This is a genomic window from Providencia rettgeri (genome assembly GCF_041075285.1).
Lineage (GTDB): Bacteria > Pseudomonadota > Gammaproteobacteria > Enterobacterales > Enterobacteriaceae > Providencia > Providencia rettgeri_G.
In genome coordinates, this window is the sequence record NZ_CP163512.1 from 2,989,772 (window position 1) to 3,006,519 (window position 16,748).

The window sequence follows — 16,748 nt, forward strand, 5'->3', positions numbered from 1 at the left end:
TTAAATACCTTAGCAAATAAACATGCTATGCTGCCATTATCTAAGCAGTCGCTAAAAATAAAAATATGACAACATCAAAGGCAAGATATGATTAAAGAGTCTCTCAAGATCCACGGGAAAAAACAGTTTGAAATCAAACAAAAGGTTTTATTTCCACGCAAATCTAAAGAGATCCGCTACCAAGTTGAAACGTTTTTCTTTTTACCTTCTTCACTGCAAGTCAACCCAGACCTTTACACCGCCTCAAACCTACAGCGTAGCCTAAAAAACTATATTAGGCTGCGCCCACCCACTGTAAAGCTATCATCATTACCTGCCGAAAATGGGGAGTTAGATGAGCTTAAGCAATGGTTAGAAAAATGTGACCTACTCAACCCCCCATCACTGGATGAATATGAGAATAAGCTTAAACGGTATGCATTAACCTTTAAGCGAACCGTGCGCCTGAATCTTAAAATGGTAAGCCAAAACCCACAGCGGCAAACCGTTGAATACCTGACAGGTCTCATGGCTGATATTGAAAAATGCTTAAATACATACAGAGCATTACTTCCACTTGCGACAAGCATAGAAGAAACCATCCACTCTAATGCATTTTGCTATTGTGATGAGTTTATGACTTACTACGCCATGAGCTATCTGCACGATTTGCTGGCCGATAAACAAATACCATTACGCGAAGAAATGCGCCATTTTTGGTATCAAGAGATTCGTTACTTAAAAAAACATTATCCCGACTGCTTTCCAAGTGATGAAGCCGATGCAGAGTTAGTCACTTACCGTCGCAACTTATTAAAAAAATATGTTAATCGCTATTTGTATCTGGATATCCGCCATAAAAGAGGGTTACCACTACTGCTTCACTCTATTTATGGTATCGCCGCTGCAATTTCGATGATTTTTGCCACCTTGATAGCATTTCTTTGGCAAGGTAAATACGGAGCCTTAAGTGCTAACCTCTTTTTAGCAATGGTCATTGGTTATATCTTCAAAGATAGGCTTAAAGAAATTGGTCGAGAGCAACTGTATCGCATTTTCCAAAAGTGGATCCCAGACCGCCAACTGCGCATTTATCGTGAGGGAGTTAAAGCACCAGTGGGCGTATGTAAAGAATCTTTTCGGTTTATCAGTGAAGGGATGCTATCCCCTGATATTCGTGAAATGCGCCAACAGTCCCACTGGGTTAATTTAGTTAACGTGCAGCGCATGGAGGATATTTTATATTACCGAAAAGATGTGTTACTGCATAATCGCCAAGCGGTATTTGAAAAGAACCAATCTTCGATAGCTGATATCACCCGCTTTAATATTTCTGATTTTTTAAAGTACATTGATATTAGTTATGAAGAACTCACCATGAATGACGACGAACCAGCAATTATTGGTGAAAAGGTCTACCATATTTACCTCTGCCGCCGCGTCACAATGGATAAACAAACCTACAATGAGCTAGCGCGATTAGTGGTTAATGCCGATGGGATCAAACGCTTGGAAGTGCTTCAATCGCTGGATTTACTCACCACCGACGAAGATATTGAGATTTTATCGCAGTAGCCCTTTGAATTGTCTAAATCATTCGAACTGTAGCAAGGCGGCAAATGAAGATATCTCGGGGAGCACACACAAGTATGTGACCCGAGTAGCTGAACGTAGCCAACACAGCTACAGCTCAAAGTATGACGAAAATGACGAAAATTTAGTAATACAATGCAATAAACTGATCATCCACCTGCTTAATTTCAACTGGTGTATCAAAAATATCTTCAATAATCTCCGATTTCATAATCTCTTCTGGTTTACCATGGTAAGACAGGCGACCGTTTCTTAATGCCACAATATAGTCTGAATACACGGATGCAAAATTAATATCGTGGATCACTAAGATAATGGTTTTGCCTAATTCATCTGCCGCACGACGCAACAGTTTCATCATAATAACGGCATGTTTCATATCGAGATTATTCAATGGTTCATCCAGCAGAACATATTCTGTATCTTGGCATAAAACCATTGCAACATAAGCACGCTGGCGCTGCCCACCCGAAAGTTCATCTAAATAGCGGTGACGTAAATCTGACAGATTTAAAAATGACAAGGACTCATCAATTTTTTGTTTATCTTCAAGGTTTAAACGGCCTTTAGTATACGGATAACGGCCAAAACCCACGAGCTCTTCCACCGTTAAGCGGCTCGCAAACTGATTTTCTTGGCGTAGCACGGATAGACACCTAGCCAGCTTGTCACTCGCCGTTGTCGAAACATCTAACTCATTGACCTTAACATGACCGCCTTCATCCGGCGTTAATAAGCGCCCTATAATCGACAATAAGGTAGATTTACCTGCACCGTTTGGGCCGATAATTGAGGTGATACCGCTATTTTTAATCGTTGTTGTGACGTTATCTAAGACTTTAGTATCCTGATAACTTTTCGATATCTGACTAATTTCAATCATGCTAAAACCTTCTTAACACCATATAAATAAAGAATATTCCACCGACAAACTCAATAACAACGGACAAGGTTCCCGCCATATTTAGGCCATATTCAAGGACAAGTTGCCCACCTATCAGCGCTATCACTCCCAACAAGAAAGAAACGGGTAGTAAATAACGGTGCTGGCTGCTACCACTGATAAAATAGGCCAAATTTGCCACCATCAGCCCTAAGAAGGTCAATGGCCCAACCAAAGCCGTTGAAACCGCCACTAAGATGGAGATCAGAAGTAAAATTACAGTAACTTGCTGGCGATAGTTAATACCGAGATTAATAGCATTCGCCTGTCCTAATGCCAAAACATCAAAGCAATAGCGCATCCGCCATAACAACACCCCAACAACCACAGTAATCAGCAGGGTAAAGAAAATAAGCTCTGGTGTGCCACGTGTAAATGTTGCAAACATACGGCTTTGTAAAATGGAAAACTCATTGGGATCCATTAAGCGCTGAAGTAGCGTTGCCACACTGCGAAATAGAGTGCCTAAAATAATACCCACCATCAATACAAGGTTGATATTCATTTTCACAGAGACAAATAACCAGCGATAAAGCAACACCGAAAACAGCACAAGCAAGGTCGATTCCAACAAGAATTTACCGATATTTAATAGCCATGAGGCGGGGAAACTGTCGGTATAAAAAATAAAAATGGTTTGCAGCAAAACAAACAGAGCTTCAAGCCCCATGATTGATGGTGTCAGTATTTTATTATTTGCGATAGTTTGGAACAGTACCGTCGACACCCCAGCAGCAAACGCGACAACGATCATCGTCAACACAATATAGCCACGATGTGGCAGAATATATGCAAGGTTATTACCGAGGTTAATGGTCATATACAGCACAATGGAAAGCAGCGATAAAGCTAGCAATATCCCTATTCTTTGCAAAGGCGTTAACCCCTTTTTCGGTTTTGCTAACGCAATTGCGGAATTAACTTTTTGCATAACGTTGTTGCTTCAACAGTAAATATAAAAAAATAACCGCGCCAACCACACCTAAAATCACACTTGCTGGTATTTCAAATGGATAGCGGATTAAACGCCCAATAATGTCGCACAATAACACTAAGCTACCACCCGCAATACATATCCATGGAATGGTTTTGCGTATGTTATCCCCCATCACTAAACTCACAAGATTTGGAATAATTAAGCCAAGGAAAGGTAAGGCCCCAACCACTACCACCACCACTCCGCTAACTAGGGCGATAATGGATAAGCCGACAGTCATGACTTTACGATAATTGAGCCCCACATTGATGGAAAACTCACGCCCCATGCCAGCGACAGTAAAGCTGTCTGCAATCCAACACGCGATTAGCGTCAGAATGCCCACCAGCCAAAGTAGTTCATAGCGACCTTGAATGATGCTCGAGAAGTCACCACTCATCCATGCCCCAAGGGATTGGAGTAAATCAAAATAATAGGCAGTGAAGATAGTTAATGCGCTAATGACGGCACCTAACATGATCCCAACTAATGGGACAATCAACGCGGACTTTAAAATCACTCGGCGTAATAACATCATAAACAGCATTGTGCCGATCAGGGCAAAGCCACTCGCAACGACCATTTTGGTCATAATACTTGCCGCAGGAAACAGGATCATTACGGTCAGTAAACCTAAGCTTGCAGACTGTGTGGTTCCAGCAAGAGAAGGCTCAACAAAGCGGTTTTGTGTGAGTAACTGCATGATAAGCCCTGCAACACTCATGGCACTACCCGCTAAAATTAAGGAGACAGTTCGGGGAATTCGGCTAATAAAAAAGATGTCTTGCATCTCTGGGTCGGTGAAAAGCGAAACGGGTGACACATCACCCGCTCCAACAAACAAGCTTAAAACCGCTAAAACCAATAAAGCGATAATTCCACAAAAAAGATAAAGCGTTTTCATGGGTTATTTTGCTTGGCTCTTCTCTAATGCAGTATTGATATCATCCATTAATTGAGAATAAGTTTGGATACCGCCTGCGATGTATACCGCTGTTGGGTCAAGGTAGGTAATTTGGCCTTTTTCCCACGCTGCTGTTTTTCTTACTAATGCGTTATCAAGGACTTCCGCTGCGGGTTGCGCATCTGCTTTACCAATCGCACTATCACGGTCAATGACAAACAGCCAGTCTGGGTTTAACTTCACGAGTAGCTCGGCATTAACGATATTACCGTGGCGCCCTGTATTTTCTTCAAATACATAAGCAGGTTCAAAACCTAACACATCAAAAATAAAGCCGAAGCGTGAACCTGGGCCATAAGCTGAAATCTTACCGCCACTCACTAAAATCACCATTGCTTTACCGGCTGTGGGTGCCTTGGTTTTGATACCATCAATTTTCGTGTTGAAATCAGCAATCAACTTTTTAGCTTCATCTTCTTTTCCAAATAACATACCTAGTTCATTAGTACGTTCAGTTAAGCTGCCAATGAAGTTTTTGTTATCAATATCTAAAGAAATGGTTGGCGCAACACCACTTAGCTTGTCATAGGCATCACGAGCACGGCTACCGCCTAAAATCAGATCGGGTTTTGCATTACTTAATGCTTCATAAGCGGGCTCAAACAGCGTCCCGCCATTAATATATTCTGAACCGCTATATTTGGTTAAAAACTCAGGGAAACGGACGTTGGTTTGTGGAACACCAGCCACTGGAGCACCTAATGCATCCATGATATCCAGCGTTTCCATATTCATCACAATCACTTTTTGCGGATGACGAGGAATTTCAGTCTTACCTTGAACGTGCTCAATCGTAATCGTTTGTTTCTCAGCAGGTTGGGTTGTTCCTGCCGTTTCTTTCGTGTCATCACAACCCGCCAAGACTAAAGCAGATAATAAGGCAAGGCCTGAAACTAATGATTTTGCAAACATCTCATTTCCTCCATCCATCTATAAAAGTACTGATGATAAAATCCCAACGTGTCAAAGAGGAGGGTATCTTACACGTTATTAAGCGCTAATGATATTAGTTTGCATTTGCATTTACTAAAAAGGTGTCAGACCGCACAAAATCCTCAATTTTAGAGATGGATGTCAACCAAGGTAACGATTTGCAATAGAAAATAGTAGAACGGAAATGATTAAAATTACGGATAGTCAATGCGTTCAGTATTAGGCAAAAAATAAATAGGCTGAGTCTTCGACTGTGTTTGCTTTCTGATAACTTTATGACAACGAGTAGCAGAAAACGTAATCCCAGCCTATTTATCATTAATACTGATTTAAACTTTCATCAATGGATGTCGTCTAATCGCCCATTTTCATTGAGCTGCGAACTGATATCTTCAAGGAACCAATCAATCGGTGTTCCCATCAAAAATGAAAGCTTAAACAGATGGAATAGGTCAATTTTGATCTTCCCTCTTTCATAACGAGAGATTTGTTGCTGGCTTACACCTAGCAGTTGAGCCAGTTGAAAGCCGGTATACCCCAGCTCTCTCCGTTTCTCTAAGATCCTTTGACCGACCATATAATGGATTTTTTCACTACCGTTTTCTGAATACATATTTTCACCATTTATTAAGGTACAGTTAGAATTAAGGTACAGTTAGAATAAGTGCCGCAGAACCATTGAATGGACCCGGCTTAACACGACCATTAGTTCCTAATGTCGCATAAAGTTTTACATTGTTTATACCATCCTTTGGAACGTATAATTTAAAACCATTCTCACTTGGTGTGTTATTGTCACCTAAAGTTAGATTTGCATATAAGCTACCATCACTTCGTAAGTTTTCTCGGCTACCCATCCCAGATTTCCCTGTTGCAATTACCATTACATCCATCGCTAAGTTACAAGTGACATTGATGGTGACATCGGCCTTTTTTCCAGCTAGTTCACCTTCACTAATTCGGCCGAAATTGATAATAGGAGTAGTGTTAACAATCTTACAAGCCCCTACAGGAGGTGGTGCTATTCCGCATAAAGACCCCCTTAGCATTTCCCCTTCGGAACCATTTTGACCTGTCGTCTTACCTTCAGTCGGTTGGAAAAATAACCCCACACACTCTTGAGTTGGTTCTAGTTGTTCGCCAAAATGCTTTGTTTCGCCAGGAAAAGGAATACGGTGGACTCTTGTAAAGGCTCGTTTAACATCATTCATTGTACTAAGCCTTGTCACCTCTACTGCTGGGTATGTTGATGCACCGGGTCTTCCACTTTTCGTGTGTTTATGGTTAATCGTGATATAGCATTTGTTTGGATATTTATATGGGCACTCATTTGGTGTCGTGGGAGGATAATCATCCCAACGTGCAATTTCAAAGTAATAGGTAGCGTTATCCGACGTTCCAGTAGATTTAGTTATATAAGAAAAAATTGCCGCTGATGCAGATGATGAAAACATGACTGCACAAAATAATACAGATAAGAACACTTTCATGTTAATTCACAGCCTCATTATTCATAATCGAGTTTAAATGTTGCTACTGCACTGTAAGGGCCGACTTTAATTGACTTATTTGCAATCGCGTCTGGTTCCCCCTTTAAATAAGCATAAAAACGTAATTGGTTAATCCCATCTTGTAAGGTGATCTTGGCACCTTTTTCTTCAATATTCAGTGGTGATTTATCTGCGTTTTGTAAACCAATCGCAAATCCTGAAGCCACACTACCCGCTGATAACGCTAAAAAACCAGGCAATGCCAAGCTTGGTGTTCCCGAAAACGTAACTTCTACTCTTTTTCCTAGGGTGGTATCACACTCTACTAATTTAATAACAAATTCTTTACTCTGTGTTTTTCCGTAGGAATAAAAGTTTTTTTCTGGTGTATCAAAAAATTCCATTTGAATATTTTCATCACCGGGTAAAATGATACAAGGCTCTTCTACGAGGTTACCAGTGATTCTTAAGTTATCAGGTACAGCTAACACGTTACTGGCATTAATAAGTAAAGCACCGGCGACCATATATTGAATTAACCTATTCATTATTGGTACTCCGCAAGCAATGTCCCGACTGCGCTAAATTGTTTTTCAGGCAATGTGGTTCCAGGTCTTTTTACTGGCACAACCTCTAAGACAGGAGGCTGACCATAGCTAATTTTTAGTGGTTTATTGATTTCGAAGCCAATGCCATTTTGTGTAATGCGCATACCAAGATCTTTAATTTTTGTTTCAAGTGCTGACTTATCAAAATCGGTTGAAATTCCTTTAATGGTCAACATTAAATCCCACCCTTTTAAGTTGTCATCGCACTTAAGTGCATAGTTAATGGTTTTCGTAAAATTAACACCATCAACCTTATGTAAACCAATATCTTTATATTCAATTACGTAGACTTTATCCTCAAATACCGTACAAGGTGGCGGAATAAGCAGAGTACCAGTAAACTCAACATTATCAGCCGCAAACGCTATGCTGACTGGAAATGTAAGCAAACTAACTATCATAGGAAGCTTTTTCATTAAGATATGCATTTTCCAGCCCCTCACTGATAATCAAGTTTAATTGTAACACCGGCGGTAAAAGGACCACCGATATTCAATACGGTTGACATATCACGAACAGGTACAGCCTCAAATTGAGGTGCATTTGGATAAACAAACTTCACTTCTTGTTTTAATTTAAGTCGGCTTCCGTTATAAGTAAATCCAACACCTAAACCAGGAATATTCGTTCTTACCGCCCGTGTTGGATCAAAATACGCAGGATCTCCCTCTAACGTCATTTTCATTTGTTCCGTCGGTCTTTTGTCACACACAATGTTGTAATTAATCGGCTTACTGTATGCAACGCCATCAATACGCGTACTCATCACGTCTTCAAAGTCTACCGTAATCACATTACCGCCATTGATTTTGCATGCGGGTGGTTCATCCACCACTCCTTCTATCTGTACCCAGACTACACCTGATGATGTTGCACGTGTATTTGATAGCGGTGCTAAACGTGATTCAGGCAAAGCTGCATTTGACACTGATGTTAAAAGTACTCCAGCGAGAAATGATACTGGCAGATACCACTGCTTTTTAAAATCAATCATAATCCACCTTAAAGTCCATGACTGCGCTAAAACTACCTTCCGTCAGTTTTTCAGGAGTTCTTACTGGCGTGACAAAATACTGAAGAGTCCCCTGCGGTGCATCAAGAAACTGAGGGCGTCCTTGGCTTCCAAGACGAATATCTTCGCCTTGTGCATCAGTGACTTCTAACGCCAAGCCAGATACGCCTTTCACACTGAGCATTCCCGGATAATCTTTGTTAGATACCGCAACAAAAGAAATAGAAATGACAGGTTGAATGGCATCCCATGTTGGCGTGTCCGTTCTGATATCCCTTAATCGGCTTTGAGTTCTAATGCAGTTTCGAAACTCTAACTCGAATGACACTGGTTCTGCTCTATCACCCGGGTTACGCAGTAAATAAGAAGGGATCTCCCCCAGAGACACTTCTTGGCTTATAGACTTCGTCACATCCATTGAGCAAGGTGCTTCTGTCATCATGCCATTTACTGTCAATGTTCCATGTAATCCATCGATATCCCAAGCATCCGCTCCTGATGCAAACACTGGAGTTGTGCTGAGTATGATAGTACTTATCAGGAGAGTCCTTTTCATTCGTTAATCTCCGTTATTGATTTGTCGCGGATTCAACTTTACACGTTGAACCTGAGCAACTAAACGTCAACTTAGGTCGACCACCATAGTCATTGATGTATGTTAGGACAGGCTTTGCACCCATTGCGCTGGCGCTGCCTTTAAGCATTCCGTTACTTTTTGGCGATATCATTAATGGTTCAAATTGGCTGACCGTATCACCACCCACTTTTGAACTCGCATCCACAATTGTGACAAAATACGCTGTTGGATTCGTCACTTCATAAGCATCACCTTTACGCGTCAGCGTAATTTTCTCTTGCCATGGATTTTCTAAATCAGTACGAGTCGCATATAGTCCTTTCGGGCGATAGAACAATTTAATTCGTGTTTGTAATGCAATCTGCAATACATTCGCTTCTTTGCTACGTGGTGGAATTTCACGCAGGTTAAAGTAAAAAACACTTTCTCTATCCTGAGGCAACTTATTAACATCAGGTAAAGATTGGATTTTCACTTGGCTACTTTCGCCAGCTTCAACACGTTGTACTGGCGGTAAAACGACTAACGGTGATTCAATTTTGTTACCATCAATATCTTCAATCCATCCTTGAGCGAGGTAAGGTAACTCCTTATTTTCATTTTTAATATTTAAACTGATGGTTTTATCGCCACCATTGAAAATAACACGCGTTCTATCCAATGCAATGGCTGCCAGAGCTTGGCCACACAAGACGGCAGATAAAGTGAGTGTTGTTGTAATAAACGCAATCTTTTTAATGTTCATAATTCCTAACTCTTTAAAAAATTGAATAACTCGGATTACTCTACAAAATCAACATGTTGAGCAAGATCCGGTGGCTTCAATAACCAACGCTGACTTGGTGCTACCCCCTGTTGAATCGGGGCTGGAGTCACTCGCTTAGCGGGCTGCCCTACTGGTACACTTTTCGCTGGCACAAACCCAGGTACTGTAGTTGGGGCGTTTGTACATGGAAGTAAGAGTGAATTGAAATCCGCAGTTTCAATATTTTCAGGTATTTGTATTTTGCACTGAAGGCTACCATCCCAATACACATCCAAAACTTCATTCACCTTCACTCCTGAGAGATAAATCGAGCCATTATCAGTAACGATACCCATTTCTCTATTTTTCTCATTTTTGACTGTTGCACCAAATGGAGGATGACTTCCATCTGCTAGCGCCAATCTCACCATGGTTTTTAAACCTGCTAATACCTCAAACTCACGATATGCAACCGCCCCTTCCGTTAGCGTTGCCTGCTGAATAGTTCGCACAGCCTCAACATTTTCAGGTAGTTTGTTAACATCAATCTTGGCACTAGTACGGTAGTACTCACTCACATCAGCAACAACCGCTTTCCCGAAATGGTTCGTTCTGGTTGTCGCACCAAACCCTTGTACAGGGACATTCACGGCATCTTCTGTACTCACCATAATTCGGCTGCCACCAGGTACTGTAATACGGTGTAATGCCGCACCATGCCCTGTCACCGTTGCCCCACCTTGCATTGAGAAAGCAGCCGATACACTGTCACCATTGATATAGCTGGTACTTGCCGTTAGACTTGCCAAATCTGCATCACGGTTATAGTACGCATCAACCGTCCCACGCCCTCGAGTACTAACGCCCGAACCAATTCGATAACTACTCTTATCGTCAAGGCGGTCGTAGTAGCTAACCGTGTGTGAATTACCATCTTTTGAAACATAATTACTGTAGTTAACTGTAGCGGCATCCGCCCAAGGCATGGATAGGTTCATATACATACCGTCATCGTTCTTACTGTTATCAAACTTGTTGCGAAACGCTGTTAAACTTAAGTTAATGTTTTTAAAGCGACCAATATCAAAGTATTTTGCGATAGAAACGTTATAACGTTTTGAAGCAGGTCGGCTCCAATAGGTTTCATGGCTGTAGTTGAGATATGCCGTTAAATCCGCATTCGTAAAATATTTATTGAACGTAATCATATATAGCTCTTTACTGTTATCGAATATGACACCTCGATAACGACGGTCTAAATACTGATTCATACTCATAAAATCACGTTCAGAGAATCGATAACCTGCAAAGGTGACCTGACTGTCATATTCTTCAAAGCGCTTTGAATAGCTCAGACGGTAAGAAGCCCCGGTATAAATTTTGTTTTCTGTTTTAAGCTTTGCGCGTGACTCTGTTATATCAAAAGAGATTGCACCAAAGGCCAGTAAGTCACGACCAATACCGAGTGATAATGCGTTATAGTCGCCAGCACCCAGTGCACCACCAAATAATGACCAACCGTTCGAAACCCCCCATGTGAATTCGCCCATGACAAACCCTTGCCCTTCCGTTTCGTGCTCCATATTATTGGGACGCCCACCCGCAATTTTAAATAACACTGATCCGGGCCGTGTTAAATACGGAATTGAAGCTGTATTCATTTGGAATTCTTGTACAGAGCCATCTTGCTCTTCAACACGCACATCTAATTTGCCACTGACAGCATCGCTTAAATCTTGAATACGAAAAGGACCTGGGGCAACTTGTGTTTCATACAACACTCGCCCTTGCTGTGAGACAGTAACTTTCGCATTAGTTTTTGCCACGCCCGTCACTTCAGGCGCATATCCACGTAGATTTGGAGGCAGCATTCTCTCATCAGAGATCAAGCTTGCCCCCATATAACGGAATGAATCAAATAAACCCGAACGTAAAAATTGCTCCCCCATGGTCAGTTTAGCGTTCAGTTCTTTAACTGCTCGATAAGCGTAATATTGGCTCCAGTCCCAATTTTTATCTGTAGACTGCCCGTTAGTACGATTATAACTTGCTTGCCAATCCGCTCTAAAACGCCATGGACCTAAGTTAAAGCCAGTTGTCCCATTTCCCGTTAATGAGTGCGTATTTGCAGAGTCTGTGGGTCTTGTAATATTCGCATTCAAGTTATAGTCAAAAATTAGGGCGGGTACCCCTTCATCCCAACGTGACGGTGGATCCCAATTATCAGATGTATATTCAACGTATGCCTGTGGAATAGTGATCGTAATCGTTTCTTTTGGTAAAGAACCATTCACTGTCATTCCTGGAATGCTTTCTATATTTAAGCACTGTCCATTATGAGTAAACTGAACAACTTTTTTCCATTCACTACGCAAAGAAAGATGGTCGACGATTTCTGACGTTAAGCATGGCTCAGTCATGCTTTCATCATCAACTATAGGCATATATTCAATATCATAAATATCCGCCAGCTCGTGGCTATTTAGATTAATCTTGAATGGATATACCCCCGGCATAACATAACCAGCACGAGAGAACTCACTTAAAGAAATATTTCCTTTATCCTGAAGATCTAAAATATCAGTATTAAACTCAATACTATCATTATCCGCATTAGCTAAATTAATATGAGCAATCGCAAGAAACACCATCGTGGCAACAGGTGTTAAAAAATAACTTACTGAGTTATGAGATACTTTATTTTTACTTTTTAATAACAGAGCCATAATAGTCCCTTAGTAATAACTCAGTAATAATCCATTTTAAAACGGATTGTGGTCTGGTAGTTTCCTGGCTTTAAACGTTTATTATTAGATACGGCTTGGACGTTATAATTAAGCGTGGTTTCACCTGCTTTAATGGGGAAACTAGGCATTGCCTTACCAGGTATTGCAACATTTCCATTAGAATCTGTGATTTTTACTGACAGACCATTTGCGTGTCCAAAAACATCAAAATTACGACCATCCGTCGGACCATCAAATACGATATTGAAAGATTGCCAATTCGGTTTTCCAGGTGCTGTCGGTGTTAGAACACAATTGATAAGACGAATAGAAAAATTACTCGTAGGACTTTCTCTATCCTGTATTATCTGGCTAATAGGTACCGTAGTTATATTAACTGATTGATCTCGGCTATCTGCATCAATCGCACAAGGGGTTTCAATAATAGATCCCCCCATAGTCACAGTCCCATCTATAGGTTCCTGTGCCCGAGAAATCTGGTATTGCGCACTAACAATTGGGGCAAACAATATTCCTGAAAGCACCATGACAATTATGCCAAAGTGATTCATAGCGACTCCATTTCAACTTAATGACAAGTTTCAATTCATTAAAATTAATGCCCATACATCCTTGTACGGGCGATACCAATTACTGGTAGCTCAGAGCAAATGTTGCAACTGCAGTAAATTCACCAGGAACAGCTGCGTTAGCTGAATCACCTTGCAGGTAAGCATAGTATTCCAGTGTATTCACACCAGAATTTAAGTTTTGTGGGGTTGATTTATCACCCAGCTTGATTTGATTACCGCCAGCATCAGTAATTACGATAGCTGCGTTTTTAGCAGTACCGTTGATTGCTAATGAGCCAGCTTTAATTGGGCTTGGAATACCAGTAAATGTAGTGCTTACTGAGCTCAGAGTACTGATATCACAATCTTCCAATTCAATTTTAAAGCTACGTGGAGTACTTGATTTCCCTGCATTCAATAATACAGTTGAGATCGCACCGATTTTAACTGCATCGCTACCGCTCAGATCAGTATTCTTGATAGAGCATGGTGCATCAATAATGCTACCTTCAAAAGTGACTTTACCTGTTCCTTGGTTTGCAGAAGCAGAACCCGCAGCAACTGCCATACCTAAGCCGAATACTAAAGCAAGTTTATTTAATTTCATTTTATACATTTCCATTAGATAAAAAGACGACACAAATTAAAATAACGAGTTATTATTAATCTGATTATTTTAATTTTTTCTTAAACTATGTATTTCTGGTTAGCAAATATTAAGGATTGATACAAATAACCATTTTGCCTATCAAATTCCTTTAATAAACCAAATAATTAAACAATGTATCAACGCGATGCCATTATTATATCTCATTTAAGTTATGTCAACTTTTGAAAATAAAGTACAATTTAACATGTAACTTAGTGATATATATATAATAACTCATAAGATATACCCATAAAATACACCAATACAGGATAAACAAGTGAATATTTTATAATTCACACACTGCATTATTAATAAAAAACAACAAAATAACAAACTCACCTAATAATAAAGTTTTTTATACCCATAAAACGGGTTTTTATTAGTGAAAAAAAACAACACCAGAGAATATATGAATGAAAAATAAGTATAATTAATTAAATTAAGATTTTAATGATACCTACTAATTAATAAGAAATATCTCAAAATAAATAAATAATTAATTTCATAATGTTTCTTAATTTACCAACTGTTACATTTATTAAATTATAATAAAAGAAAAAATTTAAAAATAATTCAACAAAAATAAAACATTACAGGCGGTAATTTAAATAAGTAATTACCCAAAGTAAATATACATAAAAAAGCGAGTGGATAAATAACTCCAGAATATTATTTATAAATAAAAACCATTACAAATCCTTACGATAAGTAATCAACAATAATCTAGTATAAATTAATCACACTATCATTATATCAATCTTTAGACAAAAAATAAGCAAAAATAACAATGCTATTGTTACTATTTTTTCAACAATTATTGCATTAGACTTTCATATCTCTCCTACTCTAAAACAGAGAAAAATAAGAATATTCAACAAAGTCATGTTATTCACTACGTTATTAAAATTAATTACGTAAGTATTTCACTCTAATTTTAAAGAATGGAAGGTATAATATCTACGAAGAAATACGCTGTTTATTTTGGCTATTTTCACCATGTTTCAGTAATACAAATTTAACTTATAACTTTTTTAGCTAATTACAGCTTACCTTTAGCATAAGTCTAATCTGCTGATTTAAATAGTAAAGTAGCGATAGCTAGCTTGAAACATTTATTGAATGTTGATTATATAGCCTACCCTATATGGATAGGGGCTATATAATCAATCCTTAATCATTCAGAAAAGTAACTAAGTGTGTTTCCTTAAGACAAAGGCGATAATGTTAACGAGCCTAACACCGCAAGGTTTTCCTTCAGATCCATTTTTGATGAAGAGGCAAGCTTTTCTAAACCTGATGTAATGAAAGGGATCAAATAACTACAGGCTTGCTCTTTATCTTCAACGGAACAAAGACCTTTCGCTAACCCCCCAATACGATCAACTTCTGAAAATGTGTTACACATCACTCCAACCATAAAATCGAATCCCCACTGCACATTTTCCTCTTGTGCACTGTTCATTGCTCGGCGCAGCTCCTGTAAAAAGGCATAAGCTCCCTCATCAAATTGCTCTTGCAATAAAGAAAGATTATAACCCAATAGGGAAGAAACAATACGCGCGTAATTGCGCCATCCTTCACCACCATTTAAATGCCAATAGAGGTAAGGTAATACAAAAGCCTGAACAATTTCCTCAATGGGCAATGGCTGCCCACTGTTTTGTGCTAAAAAATGATTGAGCAATTGAACGCGCGATTGGCTAAGTTGACCAATACGCCGTTTAACAACGGCGTCAAATAACTCTTTTTTTGTTCCAAAATGGTAATGAGCAAGCGCTAATTTTACGCCCGCTTTCTGGGTAATATGTCGAATAGAAACAGCATCATAGCTACTTTGAGCAAATAGCTCCTCCGCAGCATTAAGAATTTTTTCCGATGTCGATGTTTGCATAGCTATCCTTAACCTGCACCTAATAAAGAGAGTTGATAAGCTTTCACCGTATTTATCACGCTAATATTGTGCCATCTATTATAAGGCTCATCACTGAAATTGCTTTAGCTTTTCAAAACTCTTTCTATTTTTTATAGCTATCTGATTTAAAAAACAGAAAAATACTTTAAATTCAGCAAATTAATCAAACTGACTACCCCATCACACTTTTGCTTATTTTTCGATCACCTTCACGTAATTGATAGATTAATTTGGACGATTGTCTAAATTACATATAGGTTGGACGTACGACCAATAAAAAGTGAGACTATAGATGAAAATTATCGATTTGAGTGTCACCATTGAACATGAAACGCCTTGTGATCCCCCTTCCATGCCAACAAAAATAGATTATTGGGGACATGATAAAGGCGCTGAACACATGCGCCAATTTTTTCCCACGGCAACAGAAAAAGACCTTCCAGGCGGACTTGGTTGGTCTATTGAGTACGTACAACTCACCACTCACAGTGGGACTCATCTTGATGCACCTTGGCATTATCATCCCACGATGAACCACGGTGAACTCGCTCGCACCATCGACCAAGCTCCCCTTGAATGGTGCTTTTCTGATGGTGTGAAACTTGACTTTGCCACCATTCCCGGCGATGGCGGTAAGATCACCGTTGAGCTGTTAGAAGCAGAGCTCAAGCGAATTGGCTATACCCTAAAACCCCTCGATATCGTTGTTATCCATACGGGGGCAATGAAGCATTGGGGTACCAGCGCTTATTTGAGTGCGGGTTGTGGAATGACTCGTGAAGCTACCCTCTATTTATTAGAACGAGGCATAAAAGTAGTAGGCACCGATGCTTGGAGCTGGGATCGACCACTATCACTCATTGCAGAAGAATTTGAAGAAACAGGTGATTCCTCCTTAATCTGGGAAGGGCATTTCGCCGGTATTGAGCGTGAATATTACCATATGGAAAAGATGGCTAATCTTGATAAATTACCGCCCTTTGGTTTCAAGATTGCTTGTTTTCCCGTCAAAATTAAAGCAGCCAGCGCTGGGTGGTGCCGAGCAGTCGCTATGTTTGACTTCTAGCGG

The 16,748-nt window shown here is 39.8% G+C and carries 17 protein-coding genes; 2 read left to right on the plus strand and 15 right to left on the minus strand.

Annotated features, from left to right (window positions below; all coding sequences use genetic code 11):
• Positions 1–87 precede the first annotated feature (87 nt).
• Positions 88–1,554 (plus strand): hypothetical protein, encoded by a 1,467-nt coding sequence (locus tag AB6N04_RS13620; RefSeq protein ID WP_369308841.1) that lies wholly within the window; start codon positions 88–90, stop codon positions 1,552–1,554.
• A gap of 142 nt (positions 1,555–1,696) precedes the next feature.
• Here the strand turns inward: AB6N04_RS13620 and AB6N04_RS13625 are convergent, their stop codons facing one another.
• The 15 genes from AB6N04_RS13625 to AB6N04_RS13695 all read right to left on the minus strand — a co-directional run bounded on the left by AB6N04_RS13625 (position 1,697) and on the right by AB6N04_RS13695 (position 15,658).
• Positions 1,697–2,455, minus strand: coding sequence for an ABC transporter ATP-binding protein (locus AB6N04_RS13625; RefSeq protein ID WP_369308842.1), 759 nt, complete (start codon positions 2,453–2,455; stop codon positions 1,697–1,699).
• Position 2,456: 1 nt separating this feature from the next.
• Positions 2,457–3,446, minus strand: a complete 990-nt coding sequence (locus tag AB6N04_RS13630; protein WP_369308843.1) for an iron chelate uptake ABC transporter family permease subunit — start codon at positions 3,444–3,446, stop codon at positions 2,457–2,459.
• Positions 3,433–4,395: an ABC transporter permease gene (locus tag AB6N04_RS13635; protein ID WP_369308844.1), complete on the minus strand. Its 963-nt coding sequence runs from the start codon at positions 4,393–4,395 to the stop codon at positions 3,433–3,435. The genes AB6N04_RS13630 and AB6N04_RS13635 overlap by 14 nt, the downstream gene beginning before the upstream one ends.
• Positions 4,396–4,398: 3 nt before the next feature.
• Positions 4,399–5,367 carry a siderophore ABC transporter substrate-binding protein gene (locus tag AB6N04_RS13640; protein ID WP_369308845.1) on the minus strand — a complete coding sequence of 323 codons (969 nt, stop codon included), beginning with the start codon at positions 5,365–5,367 and terminating at the stop codon, positions 4,399–4,401.
• A 361-nt stretch (positions 5,368–5,728) separates the two neighbouring features.
• A complete protein-coding gene (locus AB6N04_RS13645) occupies positions 5,729–6,001 on the minus strand; it encodes a helix-turn-helix domain-containing protein (protein ID WP_369308846.1) in 273 nt (90 codons plus the stop codon).
• Positions 6,002–6,032: 31 nt separating this feature from the next.
• Entirely contained in the window at positions 6,033–6,878 is an 846-nt protein-coding gene (locus AB6N04_RS13650) for an adhesin (protein ID WP_369308847.1), read from the minus strand.
• 17 nt (positions 6,879–6,895) lie between these two features.
• Positions 6,896–7,426: a fimbrial protein gene (locus AB6N04_RS13655; RefSeq protein ID WP_369308848.1), complete on the minus strand. Its 531-nt coding sequence runs from the start codon at positions 7,424–7,426 to the stop codon at positions 6,896–6,898.
• Positions 7,426–7,914 (minus strand): pilus assembly protein, encoded by a 489-nt coding sequence (locus AB6N04_RS13660; RefSeq protein WP_369308849.1) that lies wholly within the window; start codon positions 7,912–7,914, stop codon positions 7,426–7,428. The genes AB6N04_RS13655 and AB6N04_RS13660 overlap by 1 nt, the downstream gene beginning before the upstream one ends.
• A gap of 11 nt (positions 7,915–7,925) precedes the next feature.
• Positions 7,926–8,480 (minus strand): fimbrial protein, encoded by a 555-nt coding sequence (locus AB6N04_RS13665; RefSeq protein WP_369308850.1) that lies wholly within the window; start codon positions 8,478–8,480, stop codon positions 7,926–7,928.
• Entirely contained in the window at positions 8,473–9,054 is a 582-nt protein-coding gene (locus AB6N04_RS13670) for a fimbrial protein (protein WP_369308851.1), read from the minus strand. Before AB6N04_RS13670 ends, AB6N04_RS13665 begins: the two co-directional genes overlap by 8 nt.
• 13 nt (positions 9,055–9,067) lie before the next feature.
• Positions 9,068–9,820 (minus strand): fimbria/pilus periplasmic chaperone, encoded by a 753-nt coding sequence (locus tag AB6N04_RS13675; protein ID WP_369308852.1) that lies wholly within the window; start codon positions 9,818–9,820, stop codon positions 9,068–9,070.
• A 35-nt stretch (positions 9,821–9,855) separates the two neighbouring features.
• Positions 9,856–12,546 (minus strand): outer membrane usher protein, encoded by a 2,691-nt coding sequence (locus AB6N04_RS13680; protein WP_369308853.1) that lies wholly within the window; start codon positions 12,544–12,546, stop codon positions 9,856–9,858.
• A gap of 20 nt (positions 12,547–12,566) precedes the next feature.
• Positions 12,567–13,118 (minus strand): fimbrial protein, encoded by a 552-nt coding sequence (locus tag AB6N04_RS13685; RefSeq protein WP_369308854.1) that lies wholly within the window; start codon positions 13,116–13,118, stop codon positions 12,567–12,569.
• 79 nt (positions 13,119–13,197) lie between these two features.
• Positions 13,198–13,725: a fimbrial protein gene (locus AB6N04_RS13690; protein ID WP_369308855.1), complete on the minus strand. Its 528-nt coding sequence runs from the start codon at positions 13,723–13,725 to the stop codon at positions 13,198–13,200.
• Positions 13,726–14,971: 1,246 nt separating this feature from the next.
• A complete protein-coding gene (locus AB6N04_RS13695) occupies positions 14,972–15,658 on the minus strand; it encodes a TetR/AcrR family transcriptional regulator (protein WP_369308856.1) in 687 nt (228 codons plus the stop codon).
• Between the two features lie 313 nt (positions 15,659–15,971).
• On the opposite strand from AB6N04_RS13695, the gene AB6N04_RS13700 reads away from it, so the two are divergent.
• Complete coding sequence (locus AB6N04_RS13700; RefSeq protein ID WP_369308857.1) at positions 15,972–16,745, plus strand: cyclase family protein; 774 nt, start codon at positions 15,972–15,974, stop codon at positions 16,743–16,745.
• Positions 16,746–16,748 lie beyond the last annotated feature (3 nt).

Coding starts and splice junctions, on each gene's coding strand:
- AB6N04_RS13650 (WP_369308847.1), bottom strand. CDS start 6,878: ATGAAAGTGTTCTTATCTGTATTATTTTGTGCAGTCATGTTTTCATCA.
- AB6N04_RS13695 (WP_369308856.1), bottom strand. CDS start 15,658: ATGCAAACATCGACATCGGAAAAAATTCTTAATGCTGCGGAGGAGCTA.
- AB6N04_RS13640 (WP_369308845.1), bottom strand. CDS start 5,367: ATGTTTGCAAAATCATTAGTTTCAGGCCTTGCCTTATTATCTGCTTTA.
- AB6N04_RS13685 (WP_369308854.1), bottom strand. CDS start 13,118: ATGAATCACTTTGGCATAATTGTCATGGTGCTTTCAGGAATATTGTTT.
- AB6N04_RS13660 (WP_369308849.1), bottom strand. CDS start 7,914: ATGCATATCTTAATGAAAAAGCTTCCTATGATAGTTAGTTTGCTTACA.
- AB6N04_RS13700 (WP_369308857.1), top strand. CDS start 15,972: ATGAAAATTATCGATTTGAGTGTCACCATTGAACATGAAACGCCTTGT.
- AB6N04_RS13635 (WP_369308844.1), bottom strand. CDS start 4,395: ATGAAAACGCTTTATCTTTTTTGTGGAATTATCGCTTTATTGGTTTTA.
- AB6N04_RS13680 (WP_369308853.1), bottom strand. CDS start 12,546: ATGGCTCTGTTATTAAAAAGTAAAAATAAAGTATCTCATAACTCAGTA.
- AB6N04_RS13630 (WP_369308843.1), bottom strand. CDS start 3,446: ATGCAAAAAGTTAATTCCGCAATTGCGTTAGCAAAACCGAAAAAGGGG.
- AB6N04_RS13625 (WP_369308842.1), bottom strand. CDS start 2,455: ATGATTGAAATTAGTCAGATATCGAAAAGTTATCAGGATACTAAAGTC.
- AB6N04_RS13690 (WP_369308855.1), bottom strand. CDS start 13,725: ATGAAATTAAATAAACTTGCTTTAGTATTCGGCTTAGGTATGGCAGTT.
- AB6N04_RS13665 (WP_369308850.1), bottom strand. CDS start 8,480: ATGATTGATTTTAAAAAGCAGTGGTATCTGCCAGTATCATTTCTCGCT.
- AB6N04_RS13670 (WP_369308851.1), bottom strand. CDS start 9,054: ATGAAAAGGACTCTCCTGATAAGTACTATCATACTCAGCACAACTCCA.
- AB6N04_RS13645 (WP_369308846.1), bottom strand. CDS start 6,001: ATGTATTCAGAAAACGGTAGTGAAAAAATCCATTATATGGTCGGTCAA.
- AB6N04_RS13655 (WP_369308848.1), bottom strand. CDS start 7,426: ATGAATAGGTTAATTCAATATATGGTCGCCGGTGCTTTACTTATTAAT.
- AB6N04_RS13675 (WP_369308852.1), bottom strand. CDS start 9,820: ATGAACATTAAAAAGATTGCGTTTATTACAACAACACTCACTTTATCT.
- AB6N04_RS13620 (WP_369308841.1), top strand. CDS start 88: ATGATTAAAGAGTCTCTCAAGATCCACGGGAAAAAACAGTTTGAAATC.